Here is a 19,362-nt window from a genome sequence, read left to right on the forward strand (position 1 = left end):
AAGTACCGCAGCAGCGGTCGTCCTAGGCCGAAACGCGAACGGTTGGGTTGAATGGAAAGACAAAAACGGAGCAACGCTCAGCGAAGTGCATCGCGATTCGATAACAACGGAAGAGACGGACGAAGACACGTAACGATAATCTACCAGCCAACACAGGACATGAAGAAATGAGTTTGCGTTTGGACTACGACAAGGTTGACCGGTTCAATACTTTTTTCGTCTCGCAAAAGATGTACGACGTGATCAAGGCATTGCCGTGGATCGAACCGGCGAAGGCTCGCGAGGATGAGGGAATGGATAAAGAAAGCCTGAAGGTCGTTGGCAAGAAGTTTAAAGTAGCCTACTGCGGACACAATGGTGTGTATCAGGTTAGAGAGGCATATCGCTTCCTTGCGGAAGGGCTCGCCAGTCTAGAAGCGGTTTCGTTATTCGGCGGACATCTAGTGAACGAATACTTGAACGACGAATCTGGGGCGAGCGATTCGGGCAAATGAAAGTTGTCAAAGGCATTTGCCAACTTCGCGGCTATTCACTACGACGGCATGTCGCAACGCTAACCAACCCATCTATCTATCTACCGAACCAGCCAACATGCCCGCGACGTCGCCTTTGTGGGGCCTCGTCGCGGGCATTTCTTTTATCCGTGGCCAACGTTTCCCCGCGTTTTTCGGCACGCGAAACAATTCTGCGAATAACCGCCTGACGGCGCTGGATGTGTTTTCGAGACAGAGGTAACTGTGTGGTCCCGTTGGCCACGGTGGCCAACGCGGAAAAATCGAAACCCCAACAACGGGAACACAAACATGGCTACGAAGAAAACCACCACCGCGACCAAGACCGCTGCCGCCAAGAAGACTTCGGCAAAGAGACCGGCTACCAAGAAGACGACCGCGAAGAAGCCCGCCACGAAGAAGGCAGCAGCGAAACCAGCCGCCAAGAAAAAGATCAGCCAGATCGACGCGGCCCTGACGGTTTTGAAGAGAAGCCGCAAACCGATGTCTTGCAAAGAAATGGTCGAAGCGATGGCGAAGGCGAAGCTCTGGGCTTCCCCAGGCGGCAAGACGCCTGACGCGACCCTGTACGCCGCGATCCTCCGCGACATGCGAAAGGGCAAAGACGCCCGCTTCAAGAAGGCAGCGCCCGGCCGGTTCACCAACGCGTAAGCGAACCGCCCGCTGGCGCTGACCCCCACCGCGAAGGTCTTTTCAAAACCCTTCGCGGTTTCTCGATTTCGCACCTACCAAGAGGACCGAACCATGAAGACGTTCTACGTCGCTACCCTGGCCCGCTACGTCCTAGTCGACGCGGCCGACGAAACCGAAGCCGCGTCGTTGGGCCAAGAAGCCCTGCACGCGTTGTACGCCGACCTGCGGGCCAAGCACGGCCGCGACATTCCTATTGGTTACCAGCAAGAATTGACGTCGTGGATTGGTTCTGCCGATCCATGCGCGCGAGAAAAGCATGAGGGAAAAGGAAAAGGCGATGATGGTTATCCCGACGGCTATTGGGCGGACGACGAAGGGCATTCTCTGCTGGGATTGAATATTGTTGCAACACGTAAGGTTGAGAGTAAAGGGCGTGCACGCAACGGATTCTGGCTGACTGATGTTGGTCGTGAGCGTCTCGCTAAAGACCCTGCCTGCACGTAAGTCGTGCCTTCAGTGGCGGAACTTGTTTATCAGCGGTCCTTTGCGTCGTGTGAATCAACCGGGAAAGTCGCCCCCCCTGCATGTGGGACGCGGCGATTGCAGACCAGAAGATCAGTTCAAATCTCAGCCCCAGTGGAAGACGCGACAGGTTGGTGCACGACGAGCATGCGAGTTGGAGTTGCAACGTTTTCTGATCTGACGCGTGGAATAGGAACACGCATTGAGTTGAGTAATCCAGGTAGCAGTGCCTTCCAAACACAGGACGTGTTGTCAATGTTCGCGAAGCAAAAAGTTCTGTCCGCAAACTCGCTGGCTAGTTGAGCGTTGTTAGGAAAACGGAAATGCGACTGCCTTTGTTGATGACGCTGCTGCTGGCTCCGCTAGCGGACGGGCTGGTTTCGTCAGCCTCCGCTCCGAATTGCATCCAGATGTGTCTTACTTCGTCTGTGATTGCGTCGGCTAGTACGTGCGTCTGCCGCCCTACGGTTGAGGCGTCGGTGCAACAACCCACTGCAGAACGGCGGAACCCCAAGAGTCGTCGTAAAGCGAAACGGGACGTCGGCGCGAACGAGTTTTGAAATAGGCTCCTTCCATTAATAGATCCGCCAGCGAGCTGTTGCCGACATTTCGGAATTTGGGCAGATTTGGCTGATTGAGCATGTAGAAAAAGTTCGGCTGAGTCGTCGCGAGCACAATCGCATGACGCGGTCCGAAACTTGCCGGCGGCTCTCCATTGCACATGAATGGTCCCTCCACCCGACTCTCACCTGGACGCAACTGACACTCATCCAACCCGTGCATCGTCGTCCCCTCTTGATACGGCAGCACCTGCTCAATACCCATGTCGGATGTGACATGCAGAATCGTTACGTGAACGGTCTGATCTGAATTCGATTGGTTCGTGATTCGATAGTAGTAGTAGTCGCCACTGTTCATCACGTAAGCGGGGGGGCTTTTCTCTGGTGTCGAGTTGGGCCAAGGTTGCGATTCAGGACCGTTGCTCTCCGGTGCGTAGCGCAGCAACTCTAGTTCAACATGGATCGGGTTCTTGCCACCGGCGTTGTCACGACCGGCGATGCGAAGCAAATTGCGAGCTTTGACGATGCGGCGCATTAGTTCTTGGGTTTGTTGTGCTGCGTCGGAATCCGTGAGCGAGATTGGCCCCCATCCACCAACCAGCGGAGACTGCTTTTCGGAATCCTCAGCCGAAAAATACAGATGGCCGGATGCCTGAAACGCGGCAAGCTGATTACCGGCAATTTTCAACACAACGTCAGCATCCGCAGTCGTTTCAACGAGTTTCAGCCAATGGGGAACCTTGAATTCCGAATCCCCAGACTCCGAATCCCCAGACTCCGAATCGCTACCAACGAATAATCGCCGAATCGATTCAGGACATTGATGACCTTGAAGCACAACGGGCTGGTCCGGTGTCGAAACATCGATCACTTGGACACGCAGGTCGAAATCGCCTTGACCAGTGAACCTCGACACGGCGAATGCCGATTTCATGGTTCGCGGCCAGCGAGCGGATTTCCATTGATCACGGCTCCAAGTCACCAATTCAACCGAACAGGAAGCGGCCTCGACATCCGTGACCCGAACGAACCCGAGCGATTGTCCGCTCGTGTCACCGGTTTCATTGGTATCGCTCCTCGTCCACTGGATCGCTTCGGGCGACTCATACAATTCCAGGATTGTGTCCTTGGTCATGCCGTGGAAGGCACCTGCGAGCAAAGTTCCGGCTGAGGAATTGGCTATGATTTTCCAACAACGCGGCGAATCCGATCCGGCATCGCCAAGTATTCCTGCGTCCAAAAGTTCAGCCGATCCCTCAAGCTGTGGCACCGGTGCCGAGATACCGACTTGGCGATCTTGGCGATATCGGGCGGCGATTGCGTCACGCAGAACCGCGTAACTGAATCCGGATCCAGTTTGGCTGTCGGCTAAAACCTGAGTCATAAACCGAGTTAATAGACCGTAAGTGTTTTCACCATCGGTGTACTCGGGCTCAAGTTCTTGATCACGGCAAGCGTACAATGCGATTGCACCGCGGGGGAGTGTTTTGGCGACTGGTGAGAGTGGTCCTTCGGTCGGCTCCAGCTTTCGGTTTAAAGCTCGATAGCCGACTAAGCCAGCAACGCCTGCTTTTTTAACACTGCGCGTGCCGGTGCCGCTGTGACAACAATCCATCACGATCCAAAGTTTCGCTTTGCCTTGTCGGCATATCTGATGAGCAAACCGATTCAATTCGTCATCGCGAATATCCTCGTCACCACCGATCATGGTTGCATCCGACGGGACCAGTGTTTCATCCAGTCCGTCGCTCTCATCTCGATTGTCGCCGTTTTGATCCGGCAGCTGTCCACCGTGTCCGCTAAAGTGAAAGAAGACCTGAGCGGGTTGGCTATCGGGCGGCAATGCTTCGACCGCTGTGGCAAGATCCGCCATTGCCTCACGAATGGCACTACCGGTGGCCTCGACTCCCTTTAATACCCGAATGTCCTGGTCACGAAACGCGAACCGCTCTTTCAAAATTTGCTGAACCAAGCGAACATCGTTCTCCGTGCCTTTCAGTTGACTACTCGGAGGCAAGTTCGGGTATTCGCTCACCCCAACCAGCAACGCCATACGCAGTGATGGGTCGGCATTGGCGGTTGTCGTCAGAACACAACTGACGATCAGTGACACCAATCGGCAAATGATGTAACGCATGTTGTTTCCGTGGCTTTCAATGTGTCTCAATGGCGAACTACTCTGTCATCGTCGTGTGTCCCGATCCGCTGCAGTTATAGACGGCCCAAAAATACGGGTGAATCCAAAGATCTTTGGGGCCTTTGGTCTTTCGATCCGCCAAGAAATCACGCTGGGCATTGGCTAATGAACTGCGCATCGGATTGCCGCTGGCAAAATGCGCCATCGTTGATTTCATCAGCATCGGTGCGGTGTCGTCGTAGACATCCCAAAGTCCAGAGACGATCGAGCGACTACCAGCCTGCAGCATTGCACGTTGAAGTCCAAACAAGTCGTCGCCGGGCAACGGTGATCGGTCGGCCAACCCCGAAAAACACGCACTCATCACGATCGCGTCAGCTTGTATTTCTGCACCAAAGAGTTCATATGCCGTCAACATTCCGTCGGAATTTTGGTCTGAATCGCATAGCAGGAAACTGACCAGCGGACGGTCCGCTTCGTTTTGTCCATGCGTGCCGATGAACAATAAGGATGGCTCGTTCATTACCGAAACGATTTGTGATTCGGTAATTGGTTTGGTCCTCACCATCTTGCCAATTCGCTTGCCGAACACCTCTTGGTAGTTGGCAAGATCTGTTTCGACACCCGGCAACCGTGGCGCACCATCAAATTCTGAAATTCCAATCGCATTCGCACCGGTCACGTTCGAACGGCCCTCGATCATGTAGGCGAACGTTCGTAGCGATGGTGCGGCGGTAATATCCAAATCATATTCGACTAGGAATTTAGGTTGCGGCAATTGAAAACGCGACAACTCTTGATCGTCCACTTCGGTAACCAACGCGGCGAATGGGAAATAGTGCAAAATGTGATGAGGTATCACGACTAGATGCGTTGTTTCGGCGAGCGATTCACGTGCAGACTTTGGGATCAACTCAAGATAGAACTGATGCAACTTGTGTTGCCAACTCTTGTCAAATCCGTTCGCCGTTCTAGCCTCCACGATCATCCGTCGTGCGCGTCCTTGCATGCCAGAGAGAAATTCTGCGACACGTCCGATGAACTCGCTCGCGACCAAGGGCTTTCCATCTTCGTTTTCGAGTCGATGCGCCGTTACTTCCCCCCTTTGCACCACAAACGCAAACACATATCGACCGCCAACGTAAAACTCGACAACTAAAGTGTCGTCATCGACGATATCAAGGGCTTCGTCAAGCGTCGGCATCACTTCATCCCAAACCGAAATGTCTTCCTTTGACGCATCATCACGGCGTTTCAACAGATCTTCGAAGGTCCGTGCCTTTGACATCTCGGCTACCTCCAACGCCGCATAGGCATCGTCTGAATCAATCAACAGTTCGATTAGTCGTTCGTTGGTATAGGCATACTTTGCAAAGTAACCCGCGCGATCATTGCCGGATTCGTTTAACGCGACTTGTTGACGCAGTAGTTCACTGATGTTCTTTGCAATCATCATGTGGGCAATTGCATCGTCGCTGGCATCGGAGTTTGCAGCAATCAGACCCAACGTTCGATTTGTACTGGCTAGTCCCGATAAAGAACCGGCGGCTTGATAAGCTTCGATTGCTTTGGTGAGCAGTTGCTTCGACTTCTCGGAATCCTCTACCCGATAAGCCAAGTTCGCCAATGTTTCAAAAGCAGATGCACGCACCGTCGGTTCACCGTCGCTTGGTTTGGAAGCCTCGGTTGCCAACTGCTGGACGATTGAATCGGCATGTTCCAGAATCTTTTTCAACCCAGGATCCCTTGATCGCAGGTTGCGAATAAAGTCGCCCATGGTTGAATACAGGCGTGCTTGATTGAGCGACAAAGCGGCTCGGTCTTGTGGCGACATGCCATCGGCTAACTTGGCCGCTGTGGCATATTCCGTCTTGGCTTGTCCCCAATACCACAGTGCTGTGAGTAGCGGGCTGTCCAGATCGGCTGCCGATTGCAGCGCGTAATTGTAGATTCGTGACTGAGCTTTACCCGACAAGTAGTTTGCAAAGTTGTTGTGGGCACGAAAGGCGTCCGCTGGGTTTTCGTCGCCGATCGTCTTCATGGAGTCCAGAAAAGATTGCCGCGTGATATCGCTGCTGTAGATCGAATCGACTGAGGATTGGCCTTGAGCAACTGAAGAGTACAATTGCGCGAGACCGAGCGTGCGAGTGTCGTTTGACTCTGCGTCGTTGACAATCGCATTGGCCGACTCAATCGCATCGGTCCATCGGCCAGCCGCGATCAGTGCTCGGATATTGTCAATCGATTCAATTCCGACTTCCGCTTTCGCTTGATCGCCGGGAGTCTGTTGGCCCAGTTTTGCCAACACACGTCGGCGAATTGATTGGGAATAGGGCGTAGGCGGGTCGATCGATTCAATTAAATCGAGTGCGTCGCAAAGATAGGGTGCAGGTTGGCCCATCTCGTCAAGCCACGAGATCAGTGATTCGATATGAAAGATCGTCGCGGTTCCCGGTTGTGGTTTGGTAAGATCCGCCATCGCATCGATCGGTTCGTTGATCCAATCAACCATCTCAATATCTTCGACAACAAATGTCCCCGACGGTTTGCCATCAATTTGCAGGTTGTATTGTCCAGCAGGCAAGCCGTCCGAAAGCGATTTGGGCAACGCTTTGATGTCGTCCCAGCGAATCGTTTCGGTGTCGTCGTCGATTGTGAATTGCAACACAGATCGTCTACCGTTACGAACGTCGACGGAAACGCTTTGCAGTGGTTGTCCATCGTCGCTGACTCTGCGAAAGGTTGCTTTACCTGAAAGTAATCTTGATCCTGGGGCCGGAGTCAACATGGATGTGCCGCGGAACATTGACTGGCCAAGCAATTGGTCCAAGCTAACAGGAGATTGAGCGACGGCCAGCGTCTCATTGGCCGGCACGTTGCCCCCGCTCCCTCGCGTGGCTGCGATCAGTGCCGGGTCGCCGCCGGACAGTTTAAGCGTTTCCCCTTTATAGGAACGTTCGAACGTGATTGCCGCAGCGGAGTCCGCCGCATGAGTAACGGTAATATCGTCGTCGCTCAAAACGATCGATATCTGTTTTGGCAACTCCGTAGCAGCGACGGTGCCCTGTTGACCATGAAAAGCACGCGTTTTGCGGGTGAGCTGTTCGTCAGTGATCGTTCGCGATGGACCTTGTAATTGTTGCAGCTCGGATGCGTTCTGCTGTGCAACTGCAGCAACCGTGGCGAATACCCCAACAGCGAAGAAGAGACCGATGCAGACGGTTGTGGTGAAGTGCTTTTTCATATCAAGTGTGGTAGCTTATTGTTGTTTGTGTAGCTTCTTAGCGGACGTTGAAATGTGGGGTTCACCGTCCCTCAAAGGAACCCCTCAAAGGAACCCCTCAAAGGAACCCCTCAAAGGAACCCCTCAAAGGAACCCCTCAAAGGAACCCCGAAAAGGAACCCCGAAAAGGAACCCCGAAAAGGAACCCCGAAAAGGAACTTGGAGAGGTGCGATGGGAAAAATACCTTGCCAGGAAGGGCGGCGTGTTGCGCCCCTTCCCCGATGTCTCCGTCGCCGGCCGATTGTCGCCTAGGCGGAGCTCTGTGAGCGTGAAGGTAGCACTTAACGCTCCTGCAATTTCTTCGAACGCAATTCAATCACGCCACCTTCCACTTCGATAGTGGCGTTAATCTGTTCGGCGATCGAGACGAGCACATCACCTAACGGCGTACGGTTGGCGTCGACACTGACCATTGGTTGGGGCGTGTAAAAGAAACTGCGATTTTCGGTTGGCAACTCGATACGCACACCCGACATACCCTGCAACATCTGCACGACAAATGGCAACGGAGTTTGTTGCATTGTCAGAGTGATTGGCCGTTCCATCGCCATAGCGACGATTAACTTACTTAATGACTTGGTTGCTGAATCCAGTTGGTTCTTCCTTAACCTTTCGCCTTCCGCAGTAATGATGAGCTGATTGTCAATTTTGCTGGCCGTGCAATCGGTCCCCTCAAGGATTATCGCGGCCAATTCGATCGGCGTCTTGTTCACCTCGGAAAGCGTCACCTTGCGAGTGCTGCTGCTCAGCAACGCGGAGGCTTCTTCGGTGATGCGGATTTTTGTTCCAGTCGAAAGCTGCAAGTTGGCAAGTGACGACAGCACGCTGGTGCCACTGATCGACATTGAGTTTGTGTGGGACGAACTTGAAAAGCTCTGATTCGGGAATCCTTGCATGGGCATATTCCAACCGGGGTAAAAGCCTTGATTCAGGTTCGGGGGTACGACTGGGCCCATGTTTGTAGGTGGCTGTAAATTCGGAGCCATCTGTCCCCAATTGCTCGTCGGTGGCGCGTCGCCCCAACTGTGGGAATAGCTTTGTGACCAACTGCGGTTGCCATCGTCGTCCTTTTCTTCGGTTGGTGGGTCGGTGGCAAAGACGATACCGGTCAGTCCGGCTAACATGACGATCGAGAGTATTTGTTTCATCTGATTGTTCCTTCGTTTTCGTGTCAGCGGGATAACTGTCGTGTGTTATTGATGAACCGCCGGCCCACTGGGCCGCCTGCCTCAGCTATTCGCGGTCCAATAGGCAAGCGGTTAAAGCTTGCGCAAGGTCGTTCGATTTCGTAGTGCCTTTGTGGGACGCGGCCTTTGTGGGACGCGGCCTTTGTGAGACGCGGCCTTTGTGAGACGCGGCCCGATCGCGAGTCTCCGAAGAGACTCGCATGGGTGGCTTCGCTTGTTTACCACCTAAAATTATTATTCCAGGTCTGTCCGTTATTGAACGAGTTGAACGAGCCGCCACTGTTGTTGTATGCGCCGCCCCAGGGTGTTGCGCCGGAGTTGTTGAACGATGTCTTCTTCGACCCCCAGTTTTGGGTGGATCCCGTGTTTCCACCGCCCCAAGGGTTGGTGTAACTGTTGTTTTGAGTGACCGAGCCCTTGGATTCCTCGGTCGAGAAGTTGTTGTTGTAGTAGCCGTTGGGGCCAATGCCTTGGCTGCTGCCCCAAGATTTCGAGTAGCTACTGCTCGATGACGTTGTGCTCGAGTTACTCCATTGTGCTTGGGTGGTTTCGCTGATCAGACAGGTGGTGGTCAATGCAACAGCGATGACAAGTAGGAGACGTTTCATTGTTGGGGTCCTTTAAGGAGAAAATGTGAGATTTTGTGTTTGGCAAAGTGATAACAAGACGTTTCAGGAGGTGACGGTTTGACTTTGCCGGATTGGCCGGACTGACTGTTTGTGCCGGCTACAAAAGAGTTAACGAAAAAACCGCATCGGTTGGACAAAAAAAATTGTTCGCATGGCGGCAGCGGAATTCACCATGACTTTTGGGCCCACCGCTTTTGGGCCCACCGCTTTTGGGCCCACCGCTTTTGGGCCCACCGCTTTTGGGCCCACCGTAGCTGCGGTTGGCCCCAGCTGGGTTGCCTAAGCATGAACCCGACTGGGACAATCGCGACGACAATCTAAATAGCGGAAAGAATTGGCTATCGACGAAATGTCGACAGCCGGAGCGAATTAACGGACAGCGTGTGTGCGTCCTGAGAATCAGAACATTCCGCCACCGCCCCAGTTTTGGGTCTGGCCTCGCTGGTTGATGTTGACCCCGCCTTGCGTTGTGATGGAGGTTCCCGCCGAACCAATGAATCCGGCTCCCAGGCCTTGTAACAAACCAGAAGCAACGGCGTTCTTTTGCGGGTTCTTTTGACCAAGCCCGTGGCCTAGACCACTCAACAAACCACCAACAACGACCGCTCCCGGCCGTGTCGGTTGGATCTGTTGCTGTTGCCAACTTTGGATATTGGTTTGTTGGTTAGTCATGCTGCCACCACCGTAGCCTGGCTGCCAGCCTCCACGGCCATAGTTTGGTTGCCTACCGCCGCCGTAGTTAGGTTGCCCACCACCGCCGTAGTTAGGTTGCCCACCACCGCCGTAGTTAGGTTGCCCACCACCACCACCACCGAAGCCTTGGCCACCCCACCGTGATACCGCCGTCAACTGGTTCAGTGACTCGGTAGCATCCGCTACGTCATCTGGTCCACCGCGACTGGGAGCTCCGAGAGCCTCCATCGTTTCAACTTCTTCGGTAATGTGCTGATACAAGTCATTCCAGATCGCCGGATCTTTCTTTTGCCACACGGCCACTTGCTCCCCAAGCTCTTTCATCATGTCTACGCTGCCAAAAACCAGTGCAGCATCAAGATCATGCTGAGCCTGCTTGTAGGCGATGAACGCTCCGAGCGTAACATTGTCAAGCGACAGCATGGGGGCTACTGCCCGTGAAGCCCCGGCCAATTGCGAGGCTAGTTCGACCTGCTCCGACAGGGCTTCGTTGTCCTGGCTCTCCGCGAACTCACCCAGCTTTTTCAGCACTTCGGGTTTGTTGGTCACGCTAGCCGTCCGTACCGCGATTTTCAGCAAATCCTTGGATTCGATCGCCGGATGTTTACGGAACAAAATCCGCTCGGCGTGGGCTAGACCGATGCCCATATCGGCCATCGCATCGGCGTCCAAATAAGTCCATGCGGCCGCCAGACCACTGAGGTCAACATACTGTGCAAAGATCGGGTCATCAGTGACACCGATCGTTTCGACAGCCGCATCAACGGCCGCTTTGTCGATGCCCTGATTTGCCGCAGCGTCGTCGCCACGTACGGGGCCTGCTACCGCAATCAGTAGCAAACAAGTTGCGAATAATTTTGTTTTCATCGTTACTATCGTTCTCATTGAAATGTTGTATTGGGTAAATTGCTTGCTGGCCGCTCAACGACCTGCTGCTCAGGACAATGGTCCCAGGCAATGACACGTTTAAAAGAACTCCGTTAAAAGAACACCGTCAGGACACGACCCGAATTGCGATCGCGAACAACCACGGAGCGATTGCCGGTGATGTATCCCGAGTTGACGCCGCTATCAACGCTGCGGCCACGCCCCATCGGTACGCCGCCCAATGAGATGATGACGTCGCCTGGTTGGAACAAGATTGTCCCCAGTCGCCCATGCGTTTGGACAACGGCGCCCGATGGAGTCATCAGGTAATTCATGCCGCCAGCGGCATAAGAGACATTTCTGCTGGGCGGTGGCACGTAACCTTGGCCGCCGTCAATGACCATGGCCGCTGTGTCTTCCTGCGGCGTCGCAACTTGGACCATCGCTTCGGTCTGCGGCATCTGCGTGCCAGCGGAAAAGTCTCGCGAGTTGCCGGAAAGTGAACGCAGCAAATCAGAGGTTTGGTCTTTATTGCCGCCCCCAACCAAATCTTCGGCGTCGTCGATCAGGCCATACAATCGATTTCGCTGCGTGTCACGAAGCGATTCGAGATTCTCGGTGGCTTTGCGAAGACTATCTAGAGTTGATTTGTCCCCTGAAAGCTCGGCATCGCGAATTTGTAGCAGCAAGTTGGCAAACGCCGCCAAAGCCCCTCGTTCCACATCCATCGCCGAAAACATCGCATCGTTTCGCATGTCTCGTGAATTGGCGGCCAAGCTTGCCATTTGCGACAACTCATCCGCTCGCTCGGAATTGCTTGATGCTTTTGCCACCCGCGTCAGTCGCTCGAGCGTCTCAGCGTCTTTACTTTCCGAAGCCATTTTTGCCGCGAATTGCAGCATTTGGTCGGATGTCATCATCTTGTGTTTGCGACCGAGCACTTTCTCTGCTTCGCGGAGTTGCAACGCAACGTCGGTCATCAATCTGGCGTCCAGATTGCTAAATGCTACGCCAAAAACTCGTACATCGACATGTTCGTCGAAGTCGGCGTCGTAAAACTTTGATACCCCGTTCTCATTTTGGGCGTCTGTGGCCGTAGCCGTTGAGGTCGTATCGGCAACTGCCTGATCGGCATGCCCCAACTGAACCATAGCGCCAGTAACAGCAAAGGCAGCGGACAGGGACATCCTGCCGATGAACTTGCAATAGAGTGTTCGTTTCATACTTGGGTTCCTCGCATGGAGTGAAAGGGCCGGAATTGGCCAACATCGTTTCGAACGAAATGAAATGGATTTACGGACAGCTTTTCCGTGATTTTTGTTCCTGTTTCGGTCGATTGATGCAAAATAAAATTGTGAATCATGTCGTGAAGGCCACTCAATTCACCGGAATTCGCCGCACAACTCGAGCGAGTTGCAATCGAGCCAGCGTGATGATAGGATAACAGGCCACAGGAGGGGGTGCGACAAGTTGTCACGCAACAATGGGATTTTTTTCCACTTCCGTGGCTTGGAGTAGTCGGTTTTCGAGCTTTACCCTCAAATCGTCTCCCGTTTCGGAATCGAGAGCGTGCGAGTCATCTGCCCAGTTTATGCTTGCGCTGCCAAACGATCTTGACTTGGTTTCGCTACGAATCATTGCTGCTAGTGAATGCGGCAACAGACGGTCGTCTGCCACTCGCCGGTAAACGAGTTGTGGCAAATGGTTGATGTCTATCTGCTTAGTTGCAGCTCTCTACCCACTCAGATCTACCTACTCCGAAATGACGAAATTCGAAGCGTCGCCCAGTTAAGTAGAAGTGATGATCGACACAGAATTTGACGACCTGATCCGTAAGTTAAAGAAAGGCGATGGGCTTGCCGCTAGCCAGCTTGTTGCTGAATACGAAACAGAGATTCGGCGGTATGTTCGTGTTCGGCTGCGAACCTCGCGAATGCGGCGTTTGATCGAATCGGTGGATATTTGTCAGTCCGTTTTTGCCAAGTTCTTCGTTGATCTCAAGAGAGAAACTGTGTGCCCACAGTCTCCGGACCAACTTCGAGCCCTTCTGATGACGATGGCGAAGAACAAATTGATCGATAAAGCGCGCTATAACCAGGCCGATAAACGTGACATCGGAGCAGTCGAAGCCGATGGTGGGATGCTGCTCGAACAAACGTCCGATGCCAGTCGATCACCCAGCAGTGTCCTGGCGGACAAAGAATTGTTGGAAAAATTCCGAGGACATTTAACCGAGGAAGAACGGGAGTTGATCGACGCGCGCATGGAGGGCACTGATTGGGCGGAGATTGCTACTCGCTGTGGAACAACAGGCGAAGCAATGCGAAAACGTGTGATGCGTTCAATCGAGGCGGCTGCGAAAAAGATCGGATCGCTAGCATGAACGAGTCACATCAACCGTTGGAAAACGGAAACAGCCGTAGCAGCCAGTTTGCCGATCAACAAGACGCCGCTGCTAACCACCCAAGTGCTTTCGAGACAGGCTCCGAACCATGGGTGGAAGCGTGTTGGAGAGACATGGAGCATCGAGCATTATTAGGCGAATCGTTCAGCGCGGACGATTATCTAGCTTTGCTGCATGATTCGAACGAAGATTTGGTGGTTGATTTGGTCTACGGCGAATACGTGATCCGCAAACAAAGCGGTCAGAAGCTTCATGTGGATACGATCATCAGCAAACACGCTAAGTATGCAGATTCGCTGCGCCAACAATTGCTACTCGATGAAGCAATGTCGGATATGGAGTGCGATGACTGCGATGACGATGTTCACGCCGAATCCACGATCTTTGAATATGGGGGATCGGCAACGGAGGCTGCATTGGCCACGTCGAATTTTCAAACGAACATCCCAGCGCGAATCGGTCGCTATACGGTGATCAATCGCGTTGGCAAGGGAGCACAAGCGAGCGTCTATCGGGCGCACGATCCGGCGCTGAAACGAGACGTTGTGATCAAGTTGGAACCCGCGCGAGGCGCATTGCCCGGTACGCTGTATTGTCAAGCTGAAGCGGTGATCAGTGCCAACTTGGATCATCCAAATTTGGCACCCGTCATCGACACCGGTGACTTAAATGGACGACGCTATATCGTCAGCCGTTATATTGAGGGTGTGACGTTTGATCAATGGATTCAATCGCGTCGGCCAGACGAGATGCAAGTTGCTGTTGTGATTGCCGAAGTCGCCAAGGCAATTGGTTACGCTCACGATGCCGGTACACTGCATCTGGATCTGAAACCTCAGAATATTATCATCGACCGGCAACAAAAGCCAACCGTTGTCGATTTTGGTTTGGCGGTCGCCAAGAGCGCGTCGAGCTCGTTTGGCGACAACAAGGGGATGATTCGCGGCACACTCGCCTACATGTCGCCCGAGCAGGCCAGCGGCGATTCAGAGACCCTCAGTAACGCCACCGACGTCTTTGGTCTCGGAGCAACTTTGATGATGGGCATCGTTGGTCGACCGCCCTATCAAGGCGTCGCCGTCAGAGAGATCTCGAATATCAAATCGTGTTCATGGGACCGTGCCTTAGTGAATCAGTCGTCGGCTAGCGATGCGATGAAGGTAATGATGAACAAGGCTTTGTCGACCAACCCGGCGGCTAGATACCGCACGATGAACGAGCTTGCAGATGATCTGCAGCGTATCGCAACCCCCAACTCGTTAAAATCGACGCGACGGTTCTATCCGCTTGCGGCGCTCGTTGGCCTAGCGGCGATGGTACTGTTGTTGGCATCGTTACTATTGCCAAACACCATCGACTCTGTCATTGGGCCAAGTGAAAGCGAGGAGTTGCTTTCGGTTTTCGTACAACACGCCGACGGCAATTTTGAACCGGTTACCGAAACGAACCAAGTCGTTCGTACTGGCGACAAGATCCGAATCAGGGGCGAACTGGATTCCTCGCGCGCCGGAGTCTTGTTTTCAATCAGCCCAGCCGGCCAAGTTCAGGTGCTGCGCAAACTAAGAAAGAACCGCGAGCACGCGGAATTTAGTTTCCCGGAAAGCGGTTCCCAAGCGCTTCCGCTGGTGGGAAACGTCGGTACCGAGGTCATTGGGCTGGCAATTGGGGACGATTGCGGTGTGATTGACGCGGTGCTGCGAGGTTTTCAGGGGCAGAAATCGGAGGATTTGTTTCCTTTTGTCTCACGTGTTTTCCGTGGCAGCTATGATGGAGCCATCGACGATCGCTCCATTTGGAATGATCAATTCGCCCAGCAGGCGACGCGGGCTAACGTGTCCGAGCATCCGCTCGAATCGCAATTGGCCGCAAACTCGCGTGATCTAGGCGGAGCAGTTGAAATGGATCCTGGCGATGAAACCGTTCGCGATTTTGTCCATTCCTTGGCAACCGAGCTTCAGCAACATGAGATTGCCCTCGAAGCAATCGCATTTCCTCATCAAGACCACAACACAATGGAACGCACGGAAGCACGCAAACGCACGGACGACTCAAGCTTATCCGAAATCTAGAAGGCACCCGCAATGTGCAATTCAATATTTAGCTTTAGCAACAGCTGCCACCGGGATGGCCTCATAATCACCCCGATTTTCCTCGAAACAATGGCTGGGAAAATCCACAATTGGGAAGTTCGCAATTGGGATAATTCTCAATCGGAGTTAGATCGAAAACCGCAAATGAAGACAATCGCCACGATGATCCTCGCGTCATTGGTCTGCATGCTGTTTGTTTCCACCTCGTTTGCTGTGGCCGATGATGCGCCACCATCGCAATCATTTTCGGCAAAACCCGCACCGACCAGTCTCGCGCTCAATGCCCCGAGAGCTGATTCAATCGGTGACGAGCAAACCGCCACGGACAACCATGCTGAAAAAGAATCTGAAACGACCGTCACCGAAGGTGTTGCGCGAGGCGATCGGCGGATGGCACCGACTGCTTTGTCACCGGTGTATCGCAAGAAGTGGGCTTTGATCGTCGGAATTGACTATGCTGATCGCGAAGACGAACGCGCTAGTTCAGCCAAGAACGCCGCCGCATTGCCAACGCTCAGCAACGCTGTCAAAGATGCTCAAGGAATCTCGGCAACATTGAAACAGTATTACGCCTACGACCAAGAAAATGTAATCGAGTTGATCGAAGCGGATGCGTCAAAAGCTGCGATCGATACGGCGCTGGGATCATTGTGTGACGTGGGAAAAGTATCGCCCGATGATTGCGTATTCGTCTTTTTCTCAGGCCACGGTGTGCGGTCAAGTCGCGGCACTTCGTTTCTTGCACACGACGTTCACCTTGCTGGGGGAGCACCGGTGTCAGGCCACTTGCGATTGCAAGAAGATCTCGTTCGACGCTTGGAGGACTGTCCCGCCAAACATAAACTGGTGGTCCTCGACCACTGTTACTCGGGTGATGTCTTTAACAACAATTTCCAGCCGCCGAGTCATCAAGACCGCAGCGACAAAGGTTTACAGAGAGTCCCGGCGTTTCAAGCAATGGCATCCTGCCGAGCGACACAGGTTGCACTCGACGCAGGCCGATTGAACCAAGGACACTCGCCGTTCACTGCAGCCTTTATCGACGGTTTGACACGTCTACCTGCTAACGGTCGGCGTTCGGATGCGATTGGAACAACGAAATTGGCGTCATATGTTTCCACTACCTTTGACGTCGCGACACAGAAACCAGAATGCCGAAATCTGATTGCCACCGACGGCGAGTTTTCATTCTGGCCCGCGGATGTTTCGTTCGATCAATTTCGAGTCAAAACTGGCGATCGGAATTTGTTGAATGCAATGACTAGCCGCCACGGCGACTGGTGGTTCAACGAACGACCCTGGTTCATACCCGCCGTGCGGACTTTGATTCTGCAACAGATTGCGGAATCAAATACGGCTCGTGGCACCGTCAACGACCAACACATTGACGAACTTGCGCTGCGGCTCGCTGCCGAGAAAGCGTTCGATGTAAAAGACTCCTATCGTGAATCAACGAAACGTTACTATAAACTGTTGCTGACGACTCAAGGAACTAACAAATTCCGAGATTCACTGCAAACGATTTGCGATGAACTAGAGGCTCAAATGTTGGGTGAGTCGCAGGACGCGTTCACCCCAAGCAACGCCGAACCAATGTTGCCAGAAGACCTTCATTTGTTAGCAATCGTTCAACACGCTTTAAAACGAAGCGACGATGCACACGACAATTATCGTAAGGCCGAAACGGCATACAACAAACTGAGGAAATCCGGAAACACTCGCTTCCGAATTTCGTCGGCGCTGTGCTGTGCCGACCACGGCGAACTGTTGCTTGGTGGAATGGGCAAAGCTCATGAGGCCGCTGACAAATTCCGTGAAGCGGAGTCTGGCATTCGTACATTGACTGAAGAACGTGACGCCGGTGCTGTTTTTCGCATGTCGATTATGTGCCGCGAAGCAAGCGCTTATTTGCGGATCAATCGTTGGAAAGGAGCAAATCAACTTCTTGACGACGCTCTTGATTTAACACAACCGTTCGCGTCTGACAGTTACTTTGCCGCACAAGTCCATCGCAATCGAGCCTGGGCGCAAATCATTCAATGGAAAATGCTCGAGGCAAAGCAGTCGTTTGAGAGATCCAATGAGATTTTGGCAAACTTGTTCCGCAGCGAAAGAGAAGATGATGAGGACGACGCAACCGATACGTCACTGGTCGACAAACCTACGTTAGGCAACAATCAACATCCTGCGGCTCAGAAGGCGTTCCGTAGCCTGAAAACCTTTACCGCATTTCACCATTCGGATGACTTTGCGTCAAAACTCGCGTACCTACATAACCTGCACGGCATCGCGATGGCACAACGTTTTCGGGGTGACACCTACAATGCTTCTCAAAATTATCGTTCGCTTGCCCGCCACGTCGAAGCGACTTTTTCGGATCTGATGCAAGGAATCGCCACCGACACGCTGACTCGAATGTACGTTGTACGGTCGATCAATACGCAAGAGCGACTAGGTGACTGCAATTTGTTCGGCGATCCTGAATACATCGATTTAAAGGAAGCGATTGATGACTATCGGCGATCGCGTAGTCTGGTTTATCAGATTGCCGGTGTCGAACGTCGTCAGCTTGAAGCCGTTTTACTTTACAAAACTGCGCTCGCACTTGCGTTGCCTTCGGAAGTTCAAGATACCGAGATGGCTGTCGAAATGTGCAAACGAGCCGATACTCTGTTTGAAGTGGATGATCAAGCACGAATTGCAACGGGGCTGTACTGGGCTTTGGGGAAATTGGCAACGCCCATGGTTGCGGTGCTGAATCAAAAAGCTTGCTTCAACGACGAAACGGTTGCCTGTGACCAACCCGCTATTGATTTGCGCACAGCAATTTTGGATAGCCGTGATGTACTTGGCCAACATCCACATCGCGATCAACTTGAGATTTTGTTATTCGCATCCAAGATTTTGTTGGAACACTCGCCGAATTCCAATCGTTTTACGATTGCGGAGGATTCCGATCTGTTATTGTCGTTCTGCCGCTTGGCACTCGCCTCGTACCGTTTCGATGATGTTTTAGCACAAAGTGAGTCCAAGGCTTACTTGCGTCCCTATTACGATTCGGTCATGCGAGCCAAGTTGGGGATTCCAGGGCGAAAACATGTACTGGATTTGCTGGAGATTCAAGCCGAAGCGACAACCGGTGCACGTTACATGAAGCCCGATGATAGTCAACCGATCCTGGCGACATACGTGCTTGATGGTGAATGCTATTTGCTTTTGGATTTACCTCGTGGAACAAGCAAAGCGTTCCCGTTGGAAGGTATCTACGATTTCGCGAGCATCCAGGCGGCGTGTTACGGGACGGACCAGTTGACGCTGCCGGGCGAGATCCTTGGTCAGTTAAATCGATGGCTTGTGGATAATCGCGAGCGAGTGCGAAACGGCAATGGAACTGAACATTTAGAAATCGATCTCCGCTGGAAAGATCCGGTACGCAACTTGAGTTCAGGCATCTTTTTGGCGGATACGGTCTCGGATAGTGTCACGGTTGCCAAACCAGTCGCGATACAGGGCCAATGCCCCTTTATGTTGCCTCGAGGCTTTACTGCCGCCGCGGACAGCAAGGCTGACGGGACAGAATAAGATTATTGCGGTAAATGTATCGCTATGAAACGTCGAAACTTTGTCTTGAACTGAGCATGGAATTGATGTTCCAAGCTTTGACTGTTTTTCGACTATTCTATTCCCTCTCTGCTGGCATCATTTCGTTTAACGTCTTTCGAGAACGACTCTGAATTCGAAGGCAGTTTGTCGATTTCGATCAAACGCACTCGCAGACCAGGGGGCCCGTATTGCTCCAACACCGAATCGGATTAACCGAGTAAACAGCCGAGGACTCGTGGGT

At 53.0% G+C, this 19,362-nt stretch carries 13 protein-coding genes; 7 read left to right on the forward strand and 6 right to left on the reverse strand.

The features are described 5' to 3' along the window. The 4 genes from CA13_RS35825 to CA13_RS29040 all read left to right on the forward strand — a co-directional run. On the forward strand, window positions 1-133 hold a 133-nt coding region (locus CA13_RS35825), incomplete at its 5' end, for a DUF4357 domain-containing protein (protein ID WP_419195173.1). A gap of 34 nt (window positions 134-167) precedes the next feature. Further along, entirely contained in the window at window positions 168-494 is a 327-nt protein-coding gene (locus CA13_RS29030; RefSeq protein WP_146402622.1) for a hypothetical protein, read from the forward strand. Window positions 495-803: 309 nt separating this feature from the next. Further along, window positions 804-1,163 (forward strand): winged helix-turn-helix domain-containing protein, encoded by a 360-nt coding sequence (locus CA13_RS29035; protein ID WP_146402624.1) that lies wholly within the window; start codon window positions 804-806, stop codon window positions 1,161-1,163. A gap of 93 nt (window positions 1,164-1,256) precedes the next feature. After that, a complete protein-coding gene (locus CA13_RS29040) occupies window positions 1,257-1,649 on the forward strand; it encodes a hypothetical protein (RefSeq protein ID WP_146402626.1) in 393 nt (130 codons plus the stop codon). Between the two features lie 480 nt (window positions 1,650-2,129). Here CA13_RS29040 and CA13_RS29045 read toward each other — a convergent pair whose 3' ends face one another. From CA13_RS29045 to CA13_RS29075, 6 genes are all read right to left on the reverse strand, one after another. After that, window positions 2,130-4,364, reverse strand: a complete 2,235-nt coding sequence (locus tag CA13_RS29045; protein WP_146402628.1) for a caspase family protein — start codon at window positions 4,362-4,364, stop codon at window positions 2,130-2,132. A 37-nt stretch (window positions 4,365-4,401) separates the two neighbouring features. Next, on the reverse strand, window positions 4,402-7,608 hold the full coding sequence (locus CA13_RS29050; protein WP_146402630.1) for a CHAT domain-containing protein: 3,207 nt from the start codon (window positions 7,606-7,608) through the stop codon (window positions 4,402-4,404). A gap of 321 nt (window positions 7,609-7,929) precedes the next feature. Next, on the reverse strand, window positions 7,930-8,796 hold the full coding sequence (locus CA13_RS29055; protein WP_146402632.1) for a hypothetical protein: 867 nt from the start codon (window positions 8,794-8,796) through the stop codon (window positions 7,930-7,932). Between the two features lie 257 nt (window positions 8,797-9,053). Then, on the reverse strand, window positions 9,054-9,443 hold the full coding sequence (locus CA13_RS29060; RefSeq protein WP_146402634.1) for a hypothetical protein: 390 nt from the start codon (window positions 9,441-9,443) through the stop codon (window positions 9,054-9,056). Between the two features lie 420 nt (window positions 9,444-9,863). Beyond that, window positions 9,864-11,024 carry a hypothetical protein gene (locus CA13_RS35830; RefSeq protein WP_419194968.1) on the reverse strand — a complete coding sequence of 387 codons (1,161 nt, stop codon included), beginning with the start codon at window positions 11,022-11,024 and terminating at the stop codon, window positions 9,864-9,866. 113 nt (window positions 11,025-11,137) lie between these two features. Next, window positions 11,138-12,247 carry a hypothetical protein gene (locus CA13_RS29075; protein ID WP_146402638.1) on the reverse strand — a complete coding sequence of 370 codons (1,110 nt, stop codon included), beginning with the start codon at window positions 12,245-12,247 and terminating at the stop codon, window positions 11,138-11,140. Between the two features lie 578 nt (window positions 12,248-12,825). Between CA13_RS29075 and CA13_RS29080 the strand changes: the two genes are divergently transcribed. The 3 genes from CA13_RS29080 to CA13_RS29090 all read left to right on the forward strand — a co-directional run bounded on the left by CA13_RS29080 (window position 12,826) and on the right by CA13_RS29090 (window position 19,100). Next, window positions 12,826-13,407 (forward strand): RNA polymerase sigma factor, encoded by a 582-nt coding sequence (locus CA13_RS29080; RefSeq protein WP_146402639.1) that lies wholly within the window; start codon window positions 12,826-12,828, stop codon window positions 13,405-13,407. Further along, entirely contained in the window at window positions 13,404-15,497 is a 2,094-nt protein-coding gene (locus CA13_RS29085) for a serine/threonine protein kinase (protein WP_146402641.1), read from the forward strand. The genes CA13_RS29080 and CA13_RS29085 overlap by 4 nt, the downstream gene beginning before the upstream one ends. A gap of 165 nt (window positions 15,498-15,662) precedes the next feature. Continuing rightward, on the forward strand, window positions 15,663-19,100 hold the full coding sequence (locus tag CA13_RS29090; RefSeq protein ID WP_419194969.1) for a caspase family protein: 3,438 nt from the start codon (window positions 15,663-15,665) through the stop codon (window positions 19,098-19,100). The last annotated feature ends 262 nt before the right edge of the window (window positions 19,101-19,362 follow it).

This window comes from Novipirellula herctigrandis, assembly GCA_007859835.1.
Lineage (GTDB): Bacteria > Planctomycetota > Planctomycetia > Pirellulales > Pirellulaceae > Novipirellula_A > Novipirellula_A herctigrandis.

Coding starts and splice junctions, on each gene's coding strand:
- CA13_RS29030 (WP_146402622.1), top strand. CDS start 168: ATGAGTTTGCGTTTGGACTACGACAAGGTTGACCGGTTCAATACTTTT.
- CA13_RS29035 (WP_146402624.1), top strand. CDS start 804: ATGGCTACGAAGAAAACCACCACCGCGACCAAGACCGCTGCCGCCAAG.
- CA13_RS29040 (WP_146402626.1), top strand. CDS start 1,257: ATGAAGACGTTCTACGTCGCTACCCTGGCCCGCTACGTCCTAGTCGAC.
- CA13_RS29045 (WP_146402628.1), bottom strand. CDS start 4,364: ATGCGTTACATCATTTGCCGATTGGTGTCACTGATCGTCAGTTGTGTT.
- CA13_RS29050 (WP_146402630.1), bottom strand. CDS start 7,608: ATGAAAAAGCACTTCACCACAACCGTCTGCATCGGTCTCTTCTTCGCT.
- CA13_RS29055 (WP_146402632.1), bottom strand. CDS start 8,796: ATGAAACAAATACTCTCGATCGTCATGTTAGCCGGACTGACCGGTATC.
- CA13_RS29060 (WP_146402634.1), bottom strand. CDS start 9,443: ATGAAACGTCTCCTACTTGTCATCGCTGTTGCATTGACCACCACCTGT.
- CA13_RS35830 (WP_419194968.1), bottom strand. CDS start 11,024: ATGAAAACAAAATTATTCGCAACTTGTTTGCTACTGATTGCGGTAGCA.
- CA13_RS29075 (WP_146402638.1), bottom strand. CDS start 12,247: ATGAAACGAACACTCTATTGCAAGTTCATCGGCAGGATGTCCCTGTCC.
- CA13_RS29080 (WP_146402639.1), top strand. CDS start 12,826: ATGATCGACACAGAATTTGACGACCTGATCCGTAAGTTAAAGAAAGGC.
- CA13_RS29085 (WP_146402641.1), top strand. CDS start 13,404: ATGAACGAGTCACATCAACCGTTGGAAAACGGAAACAGCCGTAGCAGC.
- CA13_RS29090 (WP_419194969.1), top strand. CDS start 15,663: ATGAAGACAATCGCCACGATGATCCTCGCGTCATTGGTCTGCATGCTG.